Consider the following 19055-nt stretch of genomic DNA (forward strand, 5'->3'; position numbering starts at 1 on the left):
ATTAATCGGTTTCATCGGATTATTCGTATTACCCTATCATTATGGTAGACTAACACCTAATTTTGGGGATAGAGAATCGTCATCTTGTTACACATTAAGTCCGTCACCTGCATCAAGCAAGAGCGCTGTTTGTTTGAGGATCTTAATTTCAGTTTGAAATCGGGACAAATTATGCAGTTAGCTGGCCCTAACGGGGCAGGTAAAACATCATTATTGCGAATTATCGCGGGTTTTTCAGTCCCCGATGAGGGGGATGTTTTATGGCAAGGTAAGTCGATAATTAAGAACTATGACGAATTTGCGCGTGAGCTTTTATTTATTGGCCATAAAACGGGCGTTAATAGTCAGTTGACCGCATTGGAAAATGTACAGTTTTGGTTACAGATACAAGGCTATAACGATACCCAAGACCTTTATGCGTTACTTGCCAAAATTGGTTTAGTTGGCCTTGAAGATGTCCCCGTTCGAATGTTGTCTGCAGGACAACAGCGACGTGTTGCCTTACTTAGATTATGGTTAAATAGCGCAAAGTTATGGGTTTTAGATGAACCATTTACTGCGCTAGATAAAGCTGGTGTTGCCTTTTTACAGCAACGCTTTATAACCCACCTAGAGCAGGGGGGGGCTATTTTACTAACTACCCACCAAGATTTAACAACCCACTTTAATGATTTACAAACTGTCACGTTGGAGTACAGACACTGATGATACGCCAGCATTCTTATTGGCAGCTATTTAGTGCTGTTTGTAAAAAAGATTTACAGTTAGCCTTTCGCCAACGCGCAGAAATTGTTAATCCATTATTATTCTTTTTAATTGTTATTACGTTATTTCCGTTAGCAATTGGTCCTGAGCCAGGACTTCTAGCACGTATAGCTCCTGGTATTATTTGGGTTGCTGCGCTGTTATCTACTATGTTGGGGTTGGATAAATTATTTCGTGATGATTATCACGATGGCAGTCTTGAGCAGTTAATAGCATCATCTTACCCGCTACCGCTTACGGTGTTAGCAAAAGTGGTTGCTCATTGGATTATTACAGGACTGCCGTTGGTACTAATGACACCTTTATTTGCGCTATTACTGAATTTAGACACGAATGCGTTAATCGCAACAGTGCTCACTTTATTGTTGGGCACACCATTATTAAGTTTTATTGGCGCTATTGGCGCGGGTTTAACTGTCGGATTACAAAAGGGAGGGATTTTAATGAGTTTGCTCGTACTGCCTTTGTATATTCCGGTTTTGATTTTTGCAACGTCTGCTATTGATACCAGTACAATGTCACTGGATTATAGTGGGCAGCTTGCCATCCTTGGTGCGATGTTAGTCGTTGCTATATTAAGCGCACCAATTGCCATATCGTCAGCATTAAAAGTGAGTGTAAGTTAATATGTGGAAGTGGTTACATCCCTACGCTAAAGCAGATCGTGCATATCAATTATGTAATACGTTACTGCCCTATTTTGCCGTAATAACGGTTGTGTGTATGATTGTTGGTTGGGTTTGGGGTTTGGCGTACGCGCCGGCTGATTACCAACAAAAAGACAGCTATCGTATTATTTTTATTCATGTTCCTTCAGCAATTTTATCAATGGGAGCATATTCTTCTATGGCCATAGCCGCTATCGTGGCACTTGTATGGCAACTTCGTAATGCAGAGCTTGCCGTTATTGCAATTGCACCTGTGGGCGCATGTGTTACAGCTATCGCACTTATTACTGGTGCTGCATGGGGTAAACCTATGTGGGGTGCTTGGTGGGTGTGGGATGCGCGTTTAACCTCAGAGTTAATTTTATTATTCTTATACCTAGGTGTGCTGTCGTTGTACCACGCTTTTGAAGACAAGAAAGCAGCGGGTCGAGCTGCGTCTATTCTTGCCATTGTAGGAGTTATAAATTTACCGATCATTCATTTCTCAGTTGAATGGTGGAACACACTACATCAAGGAGCAAGTATTACTAAATTCAATACTAATGCCATTGATCCAAGTATGTTTTGGCCACTAATGTTAAATATTGTTGCGTTTGCTGCATTCGTCGGCACTGTAACTTTAATGCGTCTTAAAAATGAAATTTTACAACGTGAAAAACACCGTCCTTGGGTTCGTCAGTTGTTAAATAGGGGCTAGTTATGCAGTTTGATTCTTTTTCTGATTTTATAGCCATGGGTGGTTATGGCTTTTATGTTTGGTTATCTTTTGGTTCCTGCGCGCTGATTTTAATAGGTATTTTACTCAGCTCGTTAAACGACACTAAACGCATTTTATCGTCTGTTCAGCAACAGGTTGACCGTGAAGCACGTATAAAACAGGCTAAACAGGAGCAGCAAGTATGAACCCAAGACGTAAAAAACGTTTATTAGCAGTCACTGCAATTGTATTTGGTGTAGGTGCGGTTATTGGATTAGTGCTTTATGCACTGCAAGAGAATATTAATTTATTTTACACCCCCAGTGAACTAATAGAAGGTAAAGGACCGAATAAAGAGTTGCCGTATATAGGCCAAAAATTACGTATCGGTGGCATGGTAGTGCCAGGTTCAGTGGTCCGTGATGAAACGAGCTTAGAAGTGAGCTTTAAGCTAATTGATACTGGGCCTTTAGTGACTATACGTTATCAAGGTATTTTGCCGGATTTATTTCGCGAGGGACAAGGGATTGTGGCGCAAGGGTTATTAGTTGAAGCTAATGTGATAGAAGCCTTTGAAGTACTTGCCAAGCATGACGAAGAGTATATGCCAGCTGAAGTTGCTGAGGCAGTAAAAGGAATTAAACACGAGAAACCGAAGTACAACTTAGGAAGTGACTATTAATATGATCCCTGAAATCGGTTATTTTTCTTTAACACTCGCTATGGTGCTGAGTGTTTTATTGTGTATTTTTCCATTGTGGGGTGCGCATACAGGCAATTTACGCCTAATGCGTGCAGCGCCTTCATTGGCTATTGGTCAATTCGTTTTTGTTTTAATCTCATTTGCAGCATTAATTTATGCAAGTTTAACCGATGATTTTACTGTGGCGTATGTCGCATACCATTCAAGTAGTTCATTACCTTGGTATTATAAAATCACCTCTACATGGGGCGGACATGAAGGCGCAATTTTATTGTGGTTAGTCATGCAAGCTGGTTGGACTGCTGTCGTGGCGATGCGTTCAGGTTCTTTACCTTGGATACTCAGGGCTCGCGTGCTTGGCGTGCTAGGCTTTTTAGGGGTAGGCTTTATGCTTTATACGCTCTTAATGTCTAGTCCATTTGAGCTACTCTTACCTTACTATCCAGTTGAAGGCCGTGATTTAAATCCGTTATTACAAGATCCCGGTATGATTATCCATCCCCCATTATTATATATGGGCTATGTTGGCTTATCTGTTTCATTCTCATTTGCTATTGCTGCGTTATTGACCGGCAAACTCGATAATACATGGGCAAAATGGTCACGTCCTTGGACTATGACTGCCTGGGGCTTCTTAACTTTGGGTATAACAGTCGGTAGCTGGTGGGCATACGCGGAGTTAGGTTGGGGCGGTTGGTGGTTCTGGGATCCGGTTGAAAATGCATCTCTAATGCCATGGCTTGTTGCCACAGCGTTATTACACTCACTGTCAGTGACTGAAAAACGTGGCGTATTCAAATCATGGACAGTTTTACTTGCTATCTCAGCTTTCTCTTTGAGCTTATTAGGCACGTTTATTGTTCGTTCAGGTATTATTGTTTCGGTCCATGCATTTGCGACAGACCCTGATCGTGGTTTATTTATTCTTGCATTTTTAGCGATTGTTGTAGGCGGTGGTTTAACGCTCTATGCCTTTAGAGTATCGCAAGTAAAAAGTGAAGGGCGCTATAAGTTAGTCTCTCGAGAAGTTGCATTATGGCTGAATAATATCTTTTTAGTGGTTGCGACATTCATTGTTTTATTAGGCACTTTGTTACCTATGATCCACAAAGAAATGGGCTTAGGCAGCATTTCAATTGGCGAACCATTCTTTAATAAGATGTTTGCAATTTTATTGGTACCATTTGCAATACTAATGGGAATTGGGCCGCTATTACGTTGGAAGCAAAATAAATGGGCATTTTTACAAAATAAATTACTCATAGCAGCAGTTGCAAGCATAGTGGTCACCGCAGGCTGGCTATTTTTAAGTTATGAGGATGTTGCACCCCTTACATTATTAGCAACGACATTAGCCATGTGGATTATGTTCACAACAGCATCAGATTTATATGATAAAACCCTTGTTCATGGCAGCTTTATTAAAGGGTTAAAACGTTTGACTTTAAGCTACTGGGCAATGGTATTGGGGCATGTTGGTATTGCCTTTGTTATTGCTGGAGTAACTTTAACATCAGCTTATTCAGTTGAACGAGATGTTTCAATGCAGCCATTGGACGTTGTTCAGCTTAATGAGTATGACTACCGCTTTGAGGGTGTAAAAAGCATTCGCGGGCCAAATTACAGTGGTCATGCTGGTGTAGTAAGCGTATTGAAAAATGGCTCACTCGTAACGAAATTATACGCAGAGAAACGTCAGTATGATATTGGCATGCAATTTATGACTGAAGCGGCGATTGATGCAGGGTTTACTCGAGATCTTTATTTAGCGCTAGGTGAGCAACTCAGTAATGGGGGCTGGTCGTTACGCATTTATCACAAACCATACGTGAGATGGATGTGGTTAGGTGGTATTTTAATTTCGTTGGCTGGGTTTATGATTTTAGGTGATAAACGCTACAGGACAAGCAGAAAAAGTGACGAGCAATTACAGCCGAAGGGTGTTGTATGAACCGTAAATTTTTAGCGCTATTGCCTTTATTAGCATTCGCACTGGTATGCGTGTTTTTATTTCAGGGATTATTTGCTAATCCCCGTGAGATTCAAACGGGTCGCTTGGGTCAACAAATGCCAGCATTTAATTTGCCAGATTTAATGCAAGACTCAAAGCGTTGGCAAGAAAGTGATTTAAAAGGCGATGTCTATTTATTAAATGTGTGGGGCACATGGTGCCCAACGTGTTTAGCAGAACTTGATTATCTTACCCAATTACGAGAACAAGGCGTCAGAATTATAGGGCTCTATTACGTACAAAGTTATGACAGTGACTTTGATGGTGAGTTTGATATTGTCGCACTGCGTGATGAAGTCAGCACGATGTTAGGTCGTGCAGGTGACCCATACCAATTTAATATCTTAGACTTAAACCGCACACTGGCATTGGATTTAGGTGTATCGGGTGCACCAGAAACGTTTTTAGTGGATAGCAAAGGTACTATTTTGCTTCATCACACGGGGGATATTAATCCACGCGTGTGGCGTGCTAAATTTGCACCGTTAATGCAGGAGTTAAAGCCATGAAGTATGTATTAATTAGTTTTTTCTTATTATTCAGCACAGGAATTCTCGCTGAACAAAACCGCTACGTTTTTGCCAATGATGAGCAAGCTCAGCGCTTTGGTGAGTTAACAAAAGAACTGCGTTGTCCAAAATGTCAAAATCAAAACATTGCAGACTCTGATGCTGTAGTTGCAAAAGATTTGCGTGATAAAGTACTGTTGCTCGTTAAAGATGGCAAAACAAAAGATGAAGTAATTGACTATATGATAGATCGTTATGGTTACTTTGTTCATTACGAACCACCCGTTACGCCGGCCACGTTAGTATTGTGGGTATTACCAGTATTAATCGTTATTTTTGGTTTTGGTTTCATTGTGTTTCGCCAACGTAAAGCGGCTGTCAAACAAACATGGAATGATCAAGATGAAGTGTTATTAACTAAGTTAATTGCAAAAAACCAGCGTCAGGAGCAAAACTAAATGATTTTAATGTGGGCATCGTTTGTGCTACTGACGCTTTTGGCTATCGCGTTTGTGGCTTTGCCTTTTTTAACCAAAGAGCGAATACAGAATCTAACCTATAATGCTAACTCTGAATTAATTGCTATTTATGAGCAACGACTTGGTGAGCTTAGTTTAGATCTGGCTGAGCAGCGCATAGAACAACAAAGTTACGATGAGTCAATTATTGAATTGAAATGTCGATTGTTAAATGAGCTATCGCCAGAAAAGTCACTCTTCAGTCGTGGAAATAATCGTATTTTTGCGTTGACGGGCAGTGCATTTTTAGTCGTCTTAACCTTAATATTTTATACCGCAACAGGTTCGCAGCATCAATTAGAAAGCTGGAAGGCTGCGATGGAAAATTTACCTGAATATGGTGAGCGTGCAGTGATGCAAAAAGGTGAACCATTAACGCAGAATGAGCTTCAAGCGTTCGCGTTGGGTTTACGCACTAAGCTTGCGCAAAGTGGTGATGATGAAGTTGCATGGATGTTACTAGGTCGCGTTGCGATGTCTTTAAATGAATATGACATGGCTCAGCAATCATTTGATAAAGTACTGCGTTTAAACCCTGAAAACTTGGCTGTATTGATCAGTTATAGTCAGTTAATGTTGCTCCAAGGCGACGATGTTAGTATGAATAAAGCAGCGCAAATGCTATCACGTGTATTAAAAGATGAACCTGCAAATCTTGATGCTATTTCATTATTAGCGCTTATTGCTTATGAACGCCACGATTGGCTGGAAGCAAAAGCTGCATTTGAGATGCTTTTAAACAGCATGGATGAACAAGATAGTCGTTATAATATGATTGCACAGAGAATCGCAGAGATTGATCAAAATATTGCAGCCAAGAACACGCAGATCACCCCTGTAGAGAAGTCGTTTGCTGCAAGTACAGAGACAAGTAATATTTCCGTCACGATTGAGCTTGCTCCTCAACTGATAGCAAACTTACCTGAAAAAGGCACTTTATTTGTATTTGCAAAAGCAGCCAGTGGCCCTGCAATGCCGCTTGCAGTTGTAAAGTTAACGCAATATAGTTTTCCTCTTCAAGTCCAATTAAGCGATAACAACTCAATGGTTGAAGGTTTAACGCTTTCAAGTACCGAGCAAATAATATTAACAGCACGTATTTCAAAAGACGCTTCTGTAATGCCATCAAGTGGTGAGCTTGAAGGAAAATCAGGTATTTTACAGCGCAGTGAAACGAGCGAATACACTCTATTAATAGATGAGCTAATACCTTAAGGATAAAAGATGTTAAGACAGAGTTTGATTATATTAGGGTTGCTAGTGAGCGCGGGATGCGCACAAGTACCAGAAGAAAAAGCGGATGAGCGTGACCCGCTGCAATCATTTAATCGTCCAATGTATGACTTTAATATGGATGTGTTGGATGCTTACATTCTTCGCCCTGTTGCAGTTGGGTATGTTGCTGTTACACCAACACCTGTAAGACGAAGCTTAGTTAATTTTACAGATAACATCAGTGCCCCAACGGATGTTATTAATGCGACATTACAAGGTAAAGCTGGTAATGCGGGCATTAGTATTGCTCGCTTTTTAGTTAATTCAACCGTGGGTATTTTTGGTGTTTTTGATGTTGCCAGCTCTCTTGGTCTAAATATTATAGATGAAGATTTCGGACAAACCCTAGGTGTGTGGGGAGTCGGCGATGGTGCGTATTTAATGTTACCAGGTATGGGACCATCAACAGCGCGTAATCTAGCTGGCGATGTGGTCGATGGTTTTGTATTACCTGAGATAGCCTTAACCACACCACAAACAGTGCTAGTATTTGCTTTTAAAGCAATTGAAGCGCGAGCGTCATTAATTCCACAAGAAAGCTTACTGAATGAATCTTTAGACCCTTATATTTTTATGAAGGATATCTATTTCCAACGTCAGTTATATGAATTGTATGATGGTAATCCACCAATTGAGAAAGAGCCTGAAGATTTTGATGAAGACTTTTTAGAAAGTTTGTAATTGAAAACATAAAAAATGCCAGCTAAGCTGGCATTTTTTATGTTTATACTAATCTGCATAAATATTTGAACAATTTAACGAATTAAATAGCCCCCATATCTACGCTGATTGGTATTAGATGATTAGGCTGAAAGCTTATTATTCACCAAGTACTCTCATTTGTTCGTTTGCCCAGTTTACGGCGTCATGGTACGCATCTGGCACTTTATCTGTCGCTAAGCCAAGCTGCTCTTGTATTGCATTCGCGCCTTGCCAATTTGCTTGTTCGTAGAGTTTTACTAAACGTAAGTATTGTGCCAGCAAGCCTTCGTCTTTAACGAGTGCTAATTTTATGTCATTGGATAGTGGTAACTTTTCCATAACACTTTCCATGCTTTCATCGAGTATGGCATCCATTAACGACATCATACCGGTCAAAAATGCCATGCCTGTATCTTTAAATTTATTATGATTTATTGCGAGTAACTCAGTAAAGCGTGCGCGAGTGAGCGATAATCTAATTAGTTCTGCAGGTTTATCTGCGGCAACTTGAGATGCAAAAAGTAGCGATAAAAACTTTTTAATTTCTTGTGCGCCTAAAACAATTAAGGCTTGTTTTATGGTATTTATTTCAGCTCTTCGCTTGAATGCAGCAGAATTACTATAGCGCAGAAGTTTGTAAGATAAGTTTACATCTCTTTCAAAAACTTCAGTAATTTTCTTTAAGTTTAAGTCAACAGTCGACGTTTCATAGAGTAATTCAGCAAGTGCCATTTCTGATGGAGGCAGTGTTTTACTTTGTACCATTTCAGGTTTAGAAAAGAAAAACCCTTGAAAGTATGTAAACCCTAGTTCAAGTGCTAATTGATACTTTTCGTATGTTTCGACTTTCTCAGCCAATAATTTAATTTGTGGGAATGGCTTAATTGCTTCAATAACTTCATGGATAGTATCAAGTTCACAGGTCAAAAAGTCGATTTTGATGATATCAATAAAAGGGTAAAAATGACGCCATACAGGCTGGTGAATATAATCATCAAGCGCTAAGGTATAGCCTTTTTCTTTTAAGTCTTTGACTAAAGAAAGTAAACGTTTCCCTGGTTGAATTGTCTCTAATATTTCGACCACAATTTGTTCTTTGCCTAATAGAGTAGGGTAGCCTTTTTGCAATGTGTCGAGTGTAAAGTTTATAAAAGCAGGTTTGTTATCGGTTAAATCTTCTAAACCAAAGTTAAACTGGCTGCCCTCAATTAGTCGCGAGGTCGCTTCATCGCCATCGATGTTGGGAAATACATTATCAACGCCATCACGAAATAGTAACTCGTAACCTACAAGTTTTTTTTCACGGTCTAGAATTGGTTGGCGCGCAGCATAAAAATACATAAACAACAGATCCACATCAGTTAAACGATTACATCAGCAATATAAGGTAAAACATAGCAAATAGCATTAACTATATTTTCAAAATTAAACCTATAGTATTGGTGTGTACCAGTGTATAGATCTTATCCTAGGGTAAATAGTCATTAATTTCCATTGATATACACTAAATTTACTGCTTTTCACAAAAAATCAGAATGTTCTCATATGGTTGCTAGATTAGTCGTACTAATTGGAGTTATTTACCCTTAGCATGATATAGTCAAGCACTAGGTTGGTTTTTACACCAATAATGTCTTATTTATAGCATTGATTTGCGAGTCATTATTAGGATTAAATGCCTGATTTAAACTTCTTTATCGGAGGCGAATTTGGAAACTGGAATGATTATTTCTTTGGCAGCATACTTTATTGTAATGCTCGGCATTGGTTTGTATGCATATAAACAGTCAACCAGCGATGTGTCGGGTTACATGCTTGGTGGTCGTAGTTTATCACCAAGTGTAGCTGCATTATCTGCAGGTGCATCAGATATGAGTGGCTGGATCTTGATGGGGCTACCTGGCGCTATGTTTGTTACTGGGTTTAGCAGTACATGGATTGCGTTAGGCTTAATTATCGGCGCATGGTTAAACTACTTTTTGGTCGCACCGCGATTACGTGTTTATACTGAAAAAGCGAATGACTCTATTACTATCCCAGATTACTTTTCAAATCGTTTTAACGACAACAGTAACTTACTGCGAGTAGTGTCTGCGGTTGTGATTATTGTTTTCTTTACTTTATATACCTCATCAGGTGTAGTGGCTGGTGGTAAATTATTTGAAAGTTCATTTGGTTTAAGTTATGAAATGGGACTTTATATTACAACAGGTGTTGTAGTTTTATATACTTTGTTCGGTGGGTTTTTAGCGGTAAGCCTGACTGATTTTGTACAAGGTTGTATTATGTTCATTGCTTTAATTTTAGTACCTACGGTAACTTATACATTACTAGAACAGCCTTTAACATCAACACTTAACAGTATTAACCCGCAAATGCTGCAATGGATTGGGGCAGGTTCTTTGGTGAGTATTATATCAGCAATGGCATGGGGGTTAGGCTATTTTGGCCAGCCGCATATTATTGTTAGATTTATGTCTGTTCGAAGCGTCAAAGATATGCCTACCGCACGTCGTATAGGTATGAGCTGGATGATAGTTGCAGCGTTAGGTGCGGTAGCTACGGGTTTATGTGGAGCTGCATATGCCTATGAAAATGGCATCGTTGTTGATGATCCAGAAACAATATTTCTTGTTTTATCTGAATTACTTTTCCACCCACTTATTGCAGGCTTTTTATTAGCCGCTATATTAGCGGCAATTATGAGTACAATATCTTCGCAACTATTAGTGAGCTCAAGCTCGTTAACAGAAGATTTTTATAAGACATTTATTCGTCGAGATGCCACAGATAAAGAGCTTGTATTAGTAGGGCGAATTAGTGTTGCTTTAGTTGCTATTTGTGCCATTTACTTAGCGTATGATAGAGATAGTTCTATTTTAGACTTAGTAAGCAACGCATGGGCTGGTTTTGGCGCTGCATTTGGTCCACTGGTTCTATTTAGTTTATATTGGAAAAGAATGAACTTTGAGGGCGCATTAGCTGGTATGGTCGTCGGTGCTGTAACCGTGTTAGTGTGGTTTTATGCGCCGATAGAGGTTAATGGTGAACATATCAGTAAGTTAATTTACGGTATTGTTCCTGGGTTTATTTTATCAAGTATTGCAATTGTTGCTGTAAGCTTAACAACAGCAGCGCCGAGTGAAAAAATTACGCTATTGTTTGATGATGTCGAGAAATCGCTTTAATCATAATGTGTAATTAAGAATAAAAAAGGAGCTAATTAGCTCCTTTTTTATTTGTATTTTAGCTAAACGTTAACTGGCTGCTTTTTCTTCTGTGTTTTTCAGATCAGTAACGCTACTTGCTTCTTTTTTAGATTTAGCAGATGAAGCCTTAATTGGTACTTCTTTTGCGCCTTTCAAAACATTCATGAAATCATCTTTGCTTTTTGCAATCTCAAGTGCGAGCGATTCAATTTGTTGCTCGCTTAAAGGCACATCGACCTTTTCTAGCATCGCCTCAAGTGATTCAGCGATATCGAGCATCTTGTCATACGCGTCAGCTTCTTTTTTAGTAGTAAACGTCATACGCTCGACTCCGTTTCTTTCTACAACATATTTAACAACAACAGCCATGATTTCTCCTGCCAACTTGCTTGGTGAATGATAATTCACCTTGATTGATTACTGTTTTTATGTACAGTAAATGTTTGTCCGGCTATTTGCAAGTGAACATTTTTATTTTTTTATTATCGGTACGGTTGACAAGGTGGACGCTATTTACTTTATTTAAAAGGTCACACTTTTTCAGTATGGCTTTAATTAAAATCAGTCAAAAAGTGAGATCGCTTTATCAACTATTAACTGAGTCCACGAATGGACATCATGGAGGAGAAACATGAAGTTTTTAACTTTAATAGTCGTATTATTTGGTTTTGCAGTCGCCTTGCCAAGTTATGCGGTCGATAATAAGCCTGCTACAGCTAAAATTGCTCAAAAAGCTGAGGTTATTAATATTAATCAAGCAAACGTTGACCAATTGGTTCAATTACCAGGTATTGGTAAATCAAAAGCGCAGGCTATTATTGATTACCGTACTAAGCAGGGTAAATTTAAATCACTAGGTGAGCTTACTCAGGTTAAAGGTATTGGTGACAAAATCGTTGCAAAATTAGAAGGAAAAGTAACGCTTTAATTACAAAGGCGAGCTATTGCTCGCCTTGTTTCTCTTTATTATATAGTTTAATAGCCTCGGCTAAAAAAGGTTTTGAAAATTGTATTTCGACGGGCGTTGTCAATATTGGATAACTTATACCTGTGACAATTAATGCAAGTATCATCAGCCAGCCATCAATATAAACGAGTGAGAAAAACAATGGAATTAATAGAGTTAGCTTAGCGATACGTAGACTGATTTTTTGCATTGGGCTTAGCATGCTAAGTGCTATTGCGATTATATCTTGTCGCTGTCGCACTTTTAGATGCTTAAGTTGAGGTAACTGGCTTGATAAAAAAGCAGGCATCATAGACTCTTCTTAATGATTAAACGAGCGAAAACAACAGTTATTAATACAATACTGAATGCTGCAAATATCACTTCCATCCAAGCAGGCATACTCATTCCTAAAAATTCCCAATCAATATTACCGCAATCACCGGTTGCAGCAAAAAAATTTGGTATCCATTCGTGTAAAGGCAGCGGGAAATTCGGCTCAAATTCACAACTAAAAGCAAATGGGTCAGTCGTTGTTTGCATATCAATGTGCTCACGTGCGATCAGGTAGCCCCAAATACTGGCTGTTGCCCACGTCACAATACCTAAAAACCGAAAGATAAAATGGCTTGGTTTAATGGCGCCAATTAATCCGGCAACTAATAATCCCAGCATTGCAGTACGTTGGTATATACACATAATGCAAGGCTCTAAGCCCATTTTATATTGAAAAAATAACGCAACAATTTCAAAGATAAATGCAGTCACTGCCAATAATATCCATGGAGTACGTTGCTGTGCTAAATTAGCTAACCAATTCATAAAACTTCCAATTAAAAACGCTGTAGTTAGATTATGACGTAGACGCTAAACCACACGCAAGGGTAAACATCACTTGTAGCTATAAAAAGTTATACGCTGTTATTTATTCTTTGATGAAAATATCGCGTTTCGTGATCGCTGTGTTTTAATATGTAAAAGACGCAAGATGTTATATTTTTATGGATAATCCTAATTATTAGTATAGATTGGGGTGGGAAATCAAATGAGGGCGTTCTGACTGACTGACTTTACTTGTTAGTTTGGCTTCATCTGGTACAATCAGTCAGTTAACTTATAAAGTGATGTAATGTGATAACTCGAGTGGGAATTGAATGAGAATTTTTAAAGCTAAAAGTCCAGCTGGATTTGCGGAAGAGTACATTGTTGAATCAATTTGGAATGGTGATTTTCCTCCAGGCTCTATTCTTCCTGCTGAGCGTGAGTTATCAGAATTAATAGGTGTTACACGTACGACTTTACGCGAAGTGCTACAACGTTTAGCGCGTGATGGTTGGTTAACGATCCAACATGGTAAACCAACACGGGTTAACAACTTTTGGGAAACCTCAGGATTAAATATATTAGAAACGCTTGCGCGTCTTGATGAAGATAAAATGCCAGAGCTAACAGATCAATTATTATCTGCTAGGACTAATATTAGCGCAATTTATACTCGTGCAGCAATTAAACATGCACCAGATCGTGTGATTGAAATCTTATCACAAAGTGATGAGCTTGAAGATAGCGCACAAGCATTTGCAGATTATGATTATAAAGTTCACCATGAATTAGCGGTTGCCGGAAATAACCGTATTTATGTGTTAATTTTAAATGGCTTTAGAGGTTTTTACTCTAAAATAGCTTGTCATTACTTCTCTGATCCAGGCACACGTCAATTAGCGCGTCAGTTTTATAAAGACTTAACTATACTGGCCGAAAAGCGTGAACACGATGGCGCAATTTCATTGCTACGTAAATATGGTCATCAAACTGGTGAAGTATGGCAAAAAATTCGTGGTGACATGCCAGAAAATATTATGGACTAATGCAGTAAAATAGATAGATTGAAGAAACCTGCTTTTGCGGGTTTTTTTGTGTTCATTTTATGCATTAAAATATGTTCAATATTTTCGATTGGCTGCATCGAAAAATACGATTATCTATTTAAGCTTATTATCTCTAGAATATTTGGATAATTATGCATGTAAACCCTTGGTATTTCATTTTTTGATGCCATATTAAAGGCAAGCATTGCGTAAGCAATTAAAAGCAAACTCAAATATTTGGAGAATAAAATGGGTGTATTAGTAGGCCGCCAGGCACCAGACTTTACCGCTGCAGCAGTATTAGGTAACGGCGAGATCGTAGATAGCTACAATCTTCACGAAACAATTAAAGGTAAAAAAGCAGTTATTTTCTTTTACCCGTTAGATTTCACTTTCGTATGTCCTTCTGAACTAATTGCTTTTGACAAGCGTTTCGAAGAATTCCAAAAACGTGGTGTTGAAGTAATTGGTGTTTCAATTGATTCACAATTCTCACACAACGCATGGCGTAACACTGCTGTTGCAGATGGCGGCATTGGCCAAGTGCAATATGCATTAGTTGCAGACGTTAAACACGAAATTTGTAAAGCATATGACGTTGAGCACCCAGAAGCTGGCGTTGCATTTCGTGGTTCATTCTTAATCGACGAAGCAGGTAACGTTCGTCACCAAGTAGTGAACGACTTACCACTAGGTCGTAATATCGATGAAATGCTACGTATGGTTGATGCACTTGCATTTCATACTGAGCACGGTGAAGTATGCCCTGCTGGTTGGACTGAAGGTAAAAAAGGTATGGACGCAAGCCCTGCAGGCGTTGCTAAGTTCCTTTCTGAGAACGAAGGCGACCTATAATTTAGGCCTTTGTTTTAGAATATAAAAAACCCGCCAATTTGGCGGGTTTTTTATGTGCTTTTATTTAGAACTTGTATGCAAGTTTAAAGTAAGCTTGGCGCCCGATAGCACTATGTGTCTTACTGTCAACGCCAAAAGAATCTGATGGTGCCTGTGGCGGTTCTTCATTTGTAAGGTTTGATGCACCTAAAGTTAGTGTTAATTCATCGAAACCTACATAACTGACTGATGTGTCGATTGAGGTCCAAGAATCAATATCAAAACGATCATTGTTTGTATCAGGTAAATCGTTGTAACCGCTTATATAGTTAATACCAACATTAGCAAGCCAGCTCTCATTACTCCAATCAACCCCTGCAACCCATCTAAATTCTGGATGTTGGAATTCACCATTAAGGTCTTCAGCGACAATACTCGTATTACCTTGTTTATCACTTTCAAACGATTGTTCTTCAAAATTTAGCGTGTAGGTTAAATTATAATTGAATTTGAATTCACCTAAGTTATCGGTATTTAAACGATAATTAAGATTTAAATCAAACCCATCCGTTTCTCGCCCGCCTATGTTTACGAATGTATCGTTGATCACTAAGATACGACCAAGATTACCACCTTGACTTGGTGCCCGTTGGACTAAAGCTTGATCGCTACCACAGCAGTCAACGAGTTTTTGAGCGCCAATTTTCTTAATGAGATCTTCTTGATCATAATTCCAGTAATCTACACCGACGCTAAAGTTATCAGTAGTTTGCCAAATAACACCTAAATTATAGTTACTTGATGTCTCTGGTTGTAAGTCAGGGTTACCAGCAACAATTGCGGTATATTCTGTAGGCTCGCAATCAGCTTCAGCGCCAGTTTGGCGACAACGCTCTTTATCAATAACGCTTGGTGATTCATCAGTTCGGCCAAGGTGCAATTGTACTAATGATGGCGCTCTAAATGCAGTTCCCCATGAACCACGAACAACCAAACTATCTAAAGGTGTCCAGCGAAAAGCAACTTTTGGGTCTGTGGTAGAGCCAAAGTCACTATAGTTTTCATGACGTAATGCTAATTGAAGCTCTAAAGTTTCAAGTACAGGCAAGCTTAACTCGGCAAAAATAGCCTTGTTATCACGTTCACCATTTGCCTGTGTTGCTTCAGTTCCAAAGATTTCACCACGTAAAAATTGTGCGTCAGGGTTATCTTCAATTCGTTCATTACGTGCTTCAAAGCCTATTGCTATTGCGGCCATATCATCACCCAACTCAAATAACTCACCAGAGATTGTGCCGTCAATAGATTGCATTGTTGAGGCGCCAGAGCGAGTAGTGGTTGTTTCAAAATAGGCAAGGGCAGCTTCAGTGTTGGTGCTTGGTTCAAATGGATTCCATAATCCTGAATCGATAGCTTCTTGAGTTCGAATTATATTAGGGAAACCATTAACTCCTTTTTCTACTGCGCTAGAGCGTATTGCTGAATATGCAACTTCCCAATCCCAGTCACTAAATGAGCCTCTAGCGCCTAAAACAGCGCGATAGTACTCAGAATCAACATCTTTTTGACGGTTGCCGATTTCGACTGTTCGTCGACGCATCGAAATATCTACACCGTGGAGGAAGTGGCTTGGATCATTAAAAAGAGGATGATTTGGATTATCCCCCATCATAGTTAATTCTGTAAAGCTTGGACTTGCTGCGCCTTCAATGAAGCTTGATGAGTGCTGAGCTGAAAATTCAGCAAAGCCTTCAATATTGTCTGTTATTTCTTGGCTTCCATTATAATTAAAGCTAATACGTTCTGTAGAAGGTACAAGAGTTGAGTGTGGCGCATAATCATAACGGCAAATATCACCGATGATAAGTGATTCGTCACAGGTGTCATTACCCCATACATCTGCAAATATGGTTTGCCTAACGGGGTTACCTTCGGGGTCAATTCTGCTAACGGGTAAAGCAGCCCACTGAGCATCCGTAAGCATCGCGCGCGTAACTTCAACTGAACCTGGAAATCCTGATGAGCTTAATGAGTTATTACCGCCGCGAAAACGCTGATCTGCAGTGGCTGTATAGCTACGCTGTGAATTTAAAATAGCGTCACGCTTGTAATAATCAATAGAGAAATTGTGCTTGCTGGTGTTACTGCTACTTCCCCAAAGTAAAGTTAGATTTTGTTCATCACCCCCACCGTCAGCGGTGGTGCTTGTTTTTGCCGCAACTTCAAACCCATCAATATCATCACGTAGTATTATGTTTATAACACCAGCAACTGCATCAGAGCCATATGTTGCAGATGCGCCATCTTTTAAAATATCAACACGTTTAACAGATGACATTGGGATACTATTTAAATCTACAAAAGATGTTTCGATATCTTTAGCAAACGGGCTCACAGCAACACGGCGGCCATTAATTAACACCAATGTAGATGATGCGCCAAGGCCTCTTAGTGCAACACTTGATCCACCATTGGCAGTGTCATCACTTGAATTACCTTGAGTGCTAAAAGTACCCGCACCTGATACAGGTAGTTTCTGTAAAGCACCTATTAAATCTGTTGAGCCTGTTGCGGCTAAATCTGCTGCCGATAATGATTGTACTGGTGATGGCCCTTCCATATCAGTACGTTTAATATGTGAGCCTGTGACTTGAATTCGCTCAACTTCTTTTGTTTCTGATGCGGAATAAGCTGTTGCAGAAAAGCCTACCGACAATGCTAGGGTTGTATAAGTAAGTAAATTTGGTGTAAATAAAACTGTTTTCTTCATCCTTAAGTCCTTGTTATAGTGTTGATATTATATTTTCAATAAACCAGTGATATCAATACCATGTAATCAAAATGTTATCAACTTGAGCGAAAGGTTAACTTATGAAGTTTTTTGTTTTAAGGTATAAAAATAAAAACGCCTAACAGGGTGTTAGGCGTTATAGGGTTAAGCTTTGTGTTTCATTAACCGTTCTTTCTCGCGGGACCAGTCTTTACTTTTACCGTCTTCGCGTTTGTCATGCATTTTCTTACCTTTACCGAGTTGAAATTCTAATTTAACCCAGCATTTTTTCCAATACATGGCTGTAGCGATTAATGAATAACCATCGCGTTCAGTTGCACCAATTAAGCGGTCTAACTCACGCCGACTCAATAAGAGCTTGCGATAACGCAGTGGATCACAAATTACATGGGTAGAGGCACTATTAAGTGGCTGAATTTGACTGCCAAGTAAAAATGCTTCGCCATTTTTAAGGTGAATATAAGTTTCAGAGATATTTACTTTGCCAGCTCGGATGCTTTTTACTTCCCAGCCCTGCAGTTCGACACCAGCCTCAAACTTGTCGTGTAAAAAATACTCATGGCGCGCTTTTTTATTCAGCGCGATGGTATTACTTGTCGATTTAGATGAATTTTTCTTAGCCATAGTGTCCCATATTATACGTAAAGCTCTGCTTTTTACATCGATTTTTTATTTTTACTGTAAATAATCGATGATAAATAAAGCGTCGGGAAAGTTTGGGGAAAAACGCAAAACTTGCTAAAATTCGCCCACACAGTTGGGAGTGAGTATGCCACAAATAGAAAAAAGTGCGCTAGTAATGTATAGCAGCAAAGAGATGTTTGATTTAGTCAATGATGTGGATGCCTATCCTGAGTTTTTACCGCATTGCTCTGATGCAAAAATTATTGCACAACAAGACAATACAATGACTGCAAGTTTAGAGATATCTAAAGCAGGTATAAAAAAATGGTTTACCACTGAAAACACGTTTACAGATGAAAATACAGTGACTTTACGTTTAGTCGATGGGCCATTTAAAGCTTTGCAGGGGCGTTGGCACTTTCAGGTATTAGATGATACCGCATGTAAGGTTCAGCTTCAGTTGGAGTTTGAATTTGCGAGTAAGCTAATTGAACTTGCATTCGGCCGGGTATTTAATGATGTGGCGAAAAATATGGTCAATGCATTTACTCAGCGTGCTAAACAGGTATATGGACCAAGATTATGATTACAGTTGATGTTGTTTTTGCGCTACCGACCAGCGCAATAAGTTTACAAGTTGAAGTGCCAGTAGGAACAACCGCTGAGCAAGCAGTCATAAAGTCAGGAATTATTGCAAAATGCCCTGAAATAGATGCTACAGCACTCACTCTAGGTGTCTGGAATCGTACCTGCAAATTAACGCAAGTACTAGAGGATGGAGATAGGGTTGAAATTTATCGACCGCTAATTGCAGATCCAAAAGACGCAAGACGTAAACGGGCTGAAAAAGCCAAAGATGAAGGTCGGGCTAATAAAGTGACGGGGGGACGCCCGCTAGATAGAACACAGTAGTGCGAAACTAAAAAGGTTAGCGT

22 protein-coding genes are annotated in these 19055 nt (G+C 39.3%); 16 read left to right on the plus strand and 6 right to left on the minus strand.

Going from position 1 to position 19055, the window contains the following annotated elements:
• Window positions 1–84 precede the first annotated feature (84 nt).
• From ccmA to ADS77_RS08620, 10 genes are read left to right on the plus strand one after another with little or no spacing between them, the layout of a single operon-like run.
• On the plus strand, window positions 85–705 hold the full coding sequence (ccmA, locus tag ADS77_RS08575) for a cytochrome c biogenesis heme-transporting ATPase CcmA (RefSeq protein WP_082355638.1): 621 nt from the start codon (window positions 85–87) through the stop codon (window positions 703–705).
• The gene (gene ccmB, locus ADS77_RS08580; protein ID WP_054453895.1) at window positions 705–1391 is read left to right on the plus strand and encodes a heme exporter protein CcmB; all 687 of its coding nucleotides are present in this window, start codon (window positions 705–707) and stop codon (window positions 1389–1391) included. The genes ccmA and ccmB overlap by 1 nt, the downstream gene beginning before the upstream one ends.
• A 1-nt stretch (window position 1392) precedes the next feature.
• Window positions 1393–2130 (plus strand): heme ABC transporter permease, encoded by a 738-nt coding sequence (locus ADS77_RS08585; protein ID WP_054203284.1) that lies wholly within the window; start codon window positions 1393–1395, stop codon window positions 2128–2130.
• 2 nt (window positions 2131–2132) lie between these two features.
• Window positions 2133–2336: a heme exporter protein CcmD gene (ccmD, locus tag ADS77_RS08590; protein WP_054453897.1), complete on the plus strand. Its 204-nt coding sequence runs from the start codon at window positions 2133–2135 to the stop codon at window positions 2334–2336.
• Window positions 2333–2812 (plus strand): cytochrome c maturation protein CcmE, encoded by a 480-nt coding sequence (gene ccmE / locus ADS77_RS08595; RefSeq protein WP_054453898.1) that lies wholly within the window; start codon window positions 2333–2335, stop codon window positions 2810–2812. The genes ccmD and ccmE overlap by 4 nt, the downstream gene beginning before the upstream one ends.
• 1 nt (window position 2813) lies before the next feature.
• Window positions 2814–4784 carry a heme lyase CcmF/NrfE family subunit gene (locus tag ADS77_RS08600; RefSeq protein WP_054203281.1) on the plus strand — a complete coding sequence of 657 codons (1971 nt, stop codon included), beginning with the start codon at window positions 2814–2816 and terminating at the stop codon, window positions 4782–4784.
• Entirely contained in the window at window positions 4781–5353 is a 573-nt protein-coding gene (locus ADS77_RS08605) for a redoxin family protein (RefSeq protein ID WP_054203280.1), read from the plus strand. The genes ADS77_RS08600 and ADS77_RS08605 overlap by 4 nt, the downstream gene beginning before the upstream one ends.
• Window positions 5350–5811 (plus strand): cytochrome c-type biogenesis protein CcmH, encoded by a 462-nt coding sequence (locus ADS77_RS08610; RefSeq protein WP_054203279.1) that lies wholly within the window; start codon window positions 5350–5352, stop codon window positions 5809–5811. The genes ADS77_RS08605 and ADS77_RS08610 overlap by 4 nt, the downstream gene beginning before the upstream one ends.
• A complete protein-coding gene (ccmI, locus tag ADS77_RS08615; protein ID WP_054453900.1) occupies window positions 5812–7086 on the plus strand; it encodes a c-type cytochrome biogenesis protein CcmI in 1275 nt (424 codons plus the stop codon). It abuts the gene before it with no gap.
• Window positions 7087–7095: 9 nt separating this feature from the next.
• Window positions 7096–7827 (plus strand): VacJ family lipoprotein, encoded by a 732-nt coding sequence (locus ADS77_RS08620; RefSeq protein ID WP_054203277.1) that lies wholly within the window; start codon window positions 7096–7098, stop codon window positions 7825–7827.
• A 138-nt stretch (window positions 7828–7965) separates the two neighbouring features.
• Here the strand turns inward: ADS77_RS08620 and ADS77_RS08625 are convergent, their stop codons facing one another.
• On the minus strand, window positions 7966–9189 hold the full coding sequence (locus ADS77_RS08625; RefSeq protein WP_054203276.1) for an EAL and HDOD domain-containing protein: 1224 nt from the start codon (window positions 9187–9189) through the stop codon (window positions 7966–7968).
• A 368-nt stretch (window positions 9190–9557) separates the two neighbouring features.
• Here ADS77_RS08625 and putP point away from each other — a divergent pair, with 368 nt between their 5' ends.
• A complete protein-coding gene (putP, locus tag ADS77_RS08630) occupies window positions 9558–11036 on the plus strand; it encodes a sodium/proline symporter PutP (protein WP_054453902.1) in 1479 nt (492 codons plus the stop codon).
• A gap of 69 nt (window positions 11037–11105) precedes the next feature.
• Here putP and ADS77_RS08635 read toward each other — a convergent pair whose 3' ends face one another.
• The gene (locus ADS77_RS08635; protein WP_054203274.1) at window positions 11106–11426 is read right to left on the minus strand and encodes a YebG family protein; all 321 of its coding nucleotides are present in this window, start codon (window positions 11424–11426) and stop codon (window positions 11106–11108) included.
• Window positions 11427–11688: 262 nt separating this feature from the next.
• On the opposite strand from ADS77_RS08635, the gene ADS77_RS08640 reads away from it, so the two are divergent.
• Complete coding sequence (locus tag ADS77_RS08640; protein ID WP_054203273.1) at window positions 11689–11985, plus strand: ComEA family DNA-binding protein; 297 nt, start codon at window positions 11689–11691, stop codon at window positions 11983–11985.
• A 13-nt stretch (window positions 11986–11998) separates the two neighbouring features.
• Here the strand turns inward: ADS77_RS08640 and ADS77_RS08645 are convergent, their stop codons facing one another.
• Together ADS77_RS08645 and dsbB are read right to left on the minus strand one after the other, a co-directional pair.
• Window positions 11999–12316: a hypothetical protein gene (locus ADS77_RS08645; RefSeq protein WP_316244664.1), complete on the minus strand. Its 318-nt coding sequence runs from the start codon at window positions 12314–12316 to the stop codon at window positions 11999–12001.
• Window positions 12313–12825, minus strand: a complete 513-nt coding sequence (gene dsbB / locus ADS77_RS08650; RefSeq protein WP_054203272.1) for a disulfide bond formation protein DsbB — start codon at window positions 12823–12825, stop codon at window positions 12313–12315. Before dsbB ends, ADS77_RS08645 begins: the two co-directional genes overlap by 4 nt.
• A 332-nt stretch (window positions 12826–13157) precedes the next feature.
• Between dsbB and fadR the strand changes: the two genes are divergently transcribed.
• Together fadR and ADS77_RS08660 are read left to right on the plus strand one after the other, a co-directional pair.
• A complete protein-coding gene (gene fadR / locus ADS77_RS08655; RefSeq protein ID WP_054203271.1) occupies window positions 13158–13871 on the plus strand; it encodes a fatty acid metabolism transcriptional regulator FadR in 714 nt (237 codons plus the stop codon).
• A 249-nt stretch (window positions 13872–14120) separates the two neighbouring features.
• On the plus strand, window positions 14121–14726 hold the full coding sequence (locus ADS77_RS08660) for a peroxiredoxin C (RefSeq protein WP_054203270.1): 606 nt from the start codon (window positions 14121–14123) through the stop codon (window positions 14724–14726).
• Between the two features lie 64 nt (window positions 14727–14790).
• On the opposite strand, the gene ADS77_RS08665 is transcribed toward ADS77_RS08660, so the two are convergent.
• Both ADS77_RS08665 and smpB read right to left on the minus strand, forming a co-directional pair.
• Window positions 14791–17475, minus strand: coding sequence for a TonB-dependent receptor plug domain-containing protein (locus tag ADS77_RS08665; protein ID WP_054203269.1), 2685 nt, complete (start codon window positions 17473–17475; stop codon window positions 14791–14793).
• Window positions 17476–17640: 165 nt separating this feature from the next.
• Entirely contained in the window at window positions 17641–18120 is a 480-nt protein-coding gene (smpB, locus tag ADS77_RS08670; RefSeq protein ID WP_054203268.1) for an SsrA-binding protein SmpB, read from the minus strand.
• 145 nt (window positions 18121–18265) lie between these two features.
• Between smpB and ADS77_RS08675 the strand changes: the two genes are divergently transcribed.
• Together ADS77_RS08675 and ADS77_RS08680 are read left to right on the plus strand one after the other, a co-directional pair.
• Window positions 18266–18706: a type II toxin-antitoxin system RatA family toxin gene (locus tag ADS77_RS08675; protein WP_054203267.1), complete on the plus strand. Its 441-nt coding sequence runs from the start codon at window positions 18266–18268 to the stop codon at window positions 18704–18706.
• Window positions 18703–19032, plus strand: coding sequence for an RnfH family protein (locus ADS77_RS08680; RefSeq protein ID WP_054453904.1), 330 nt, complete (start codon window positions 18703–18705; stop codon window positions 19030–19032). Before ADS77_RS08675 ends, ADS77_RS08680 begins: the two co-directional genes overlap by 4 nt.
• Window positions 19033–19055: the final 23 nt, after the last annotated feature.

The organism is Pseudoalteromonas porphyrae, from assembly GCF_001298125.1.
Classification (GTDB): domain Bacteria; phylum Pseudomonadota; class Gammaproteobacteria; order Enterobacterales; family Alteromonadaceae; genus Pseudoalteromonas; species Pseudoalteromonas neustonica.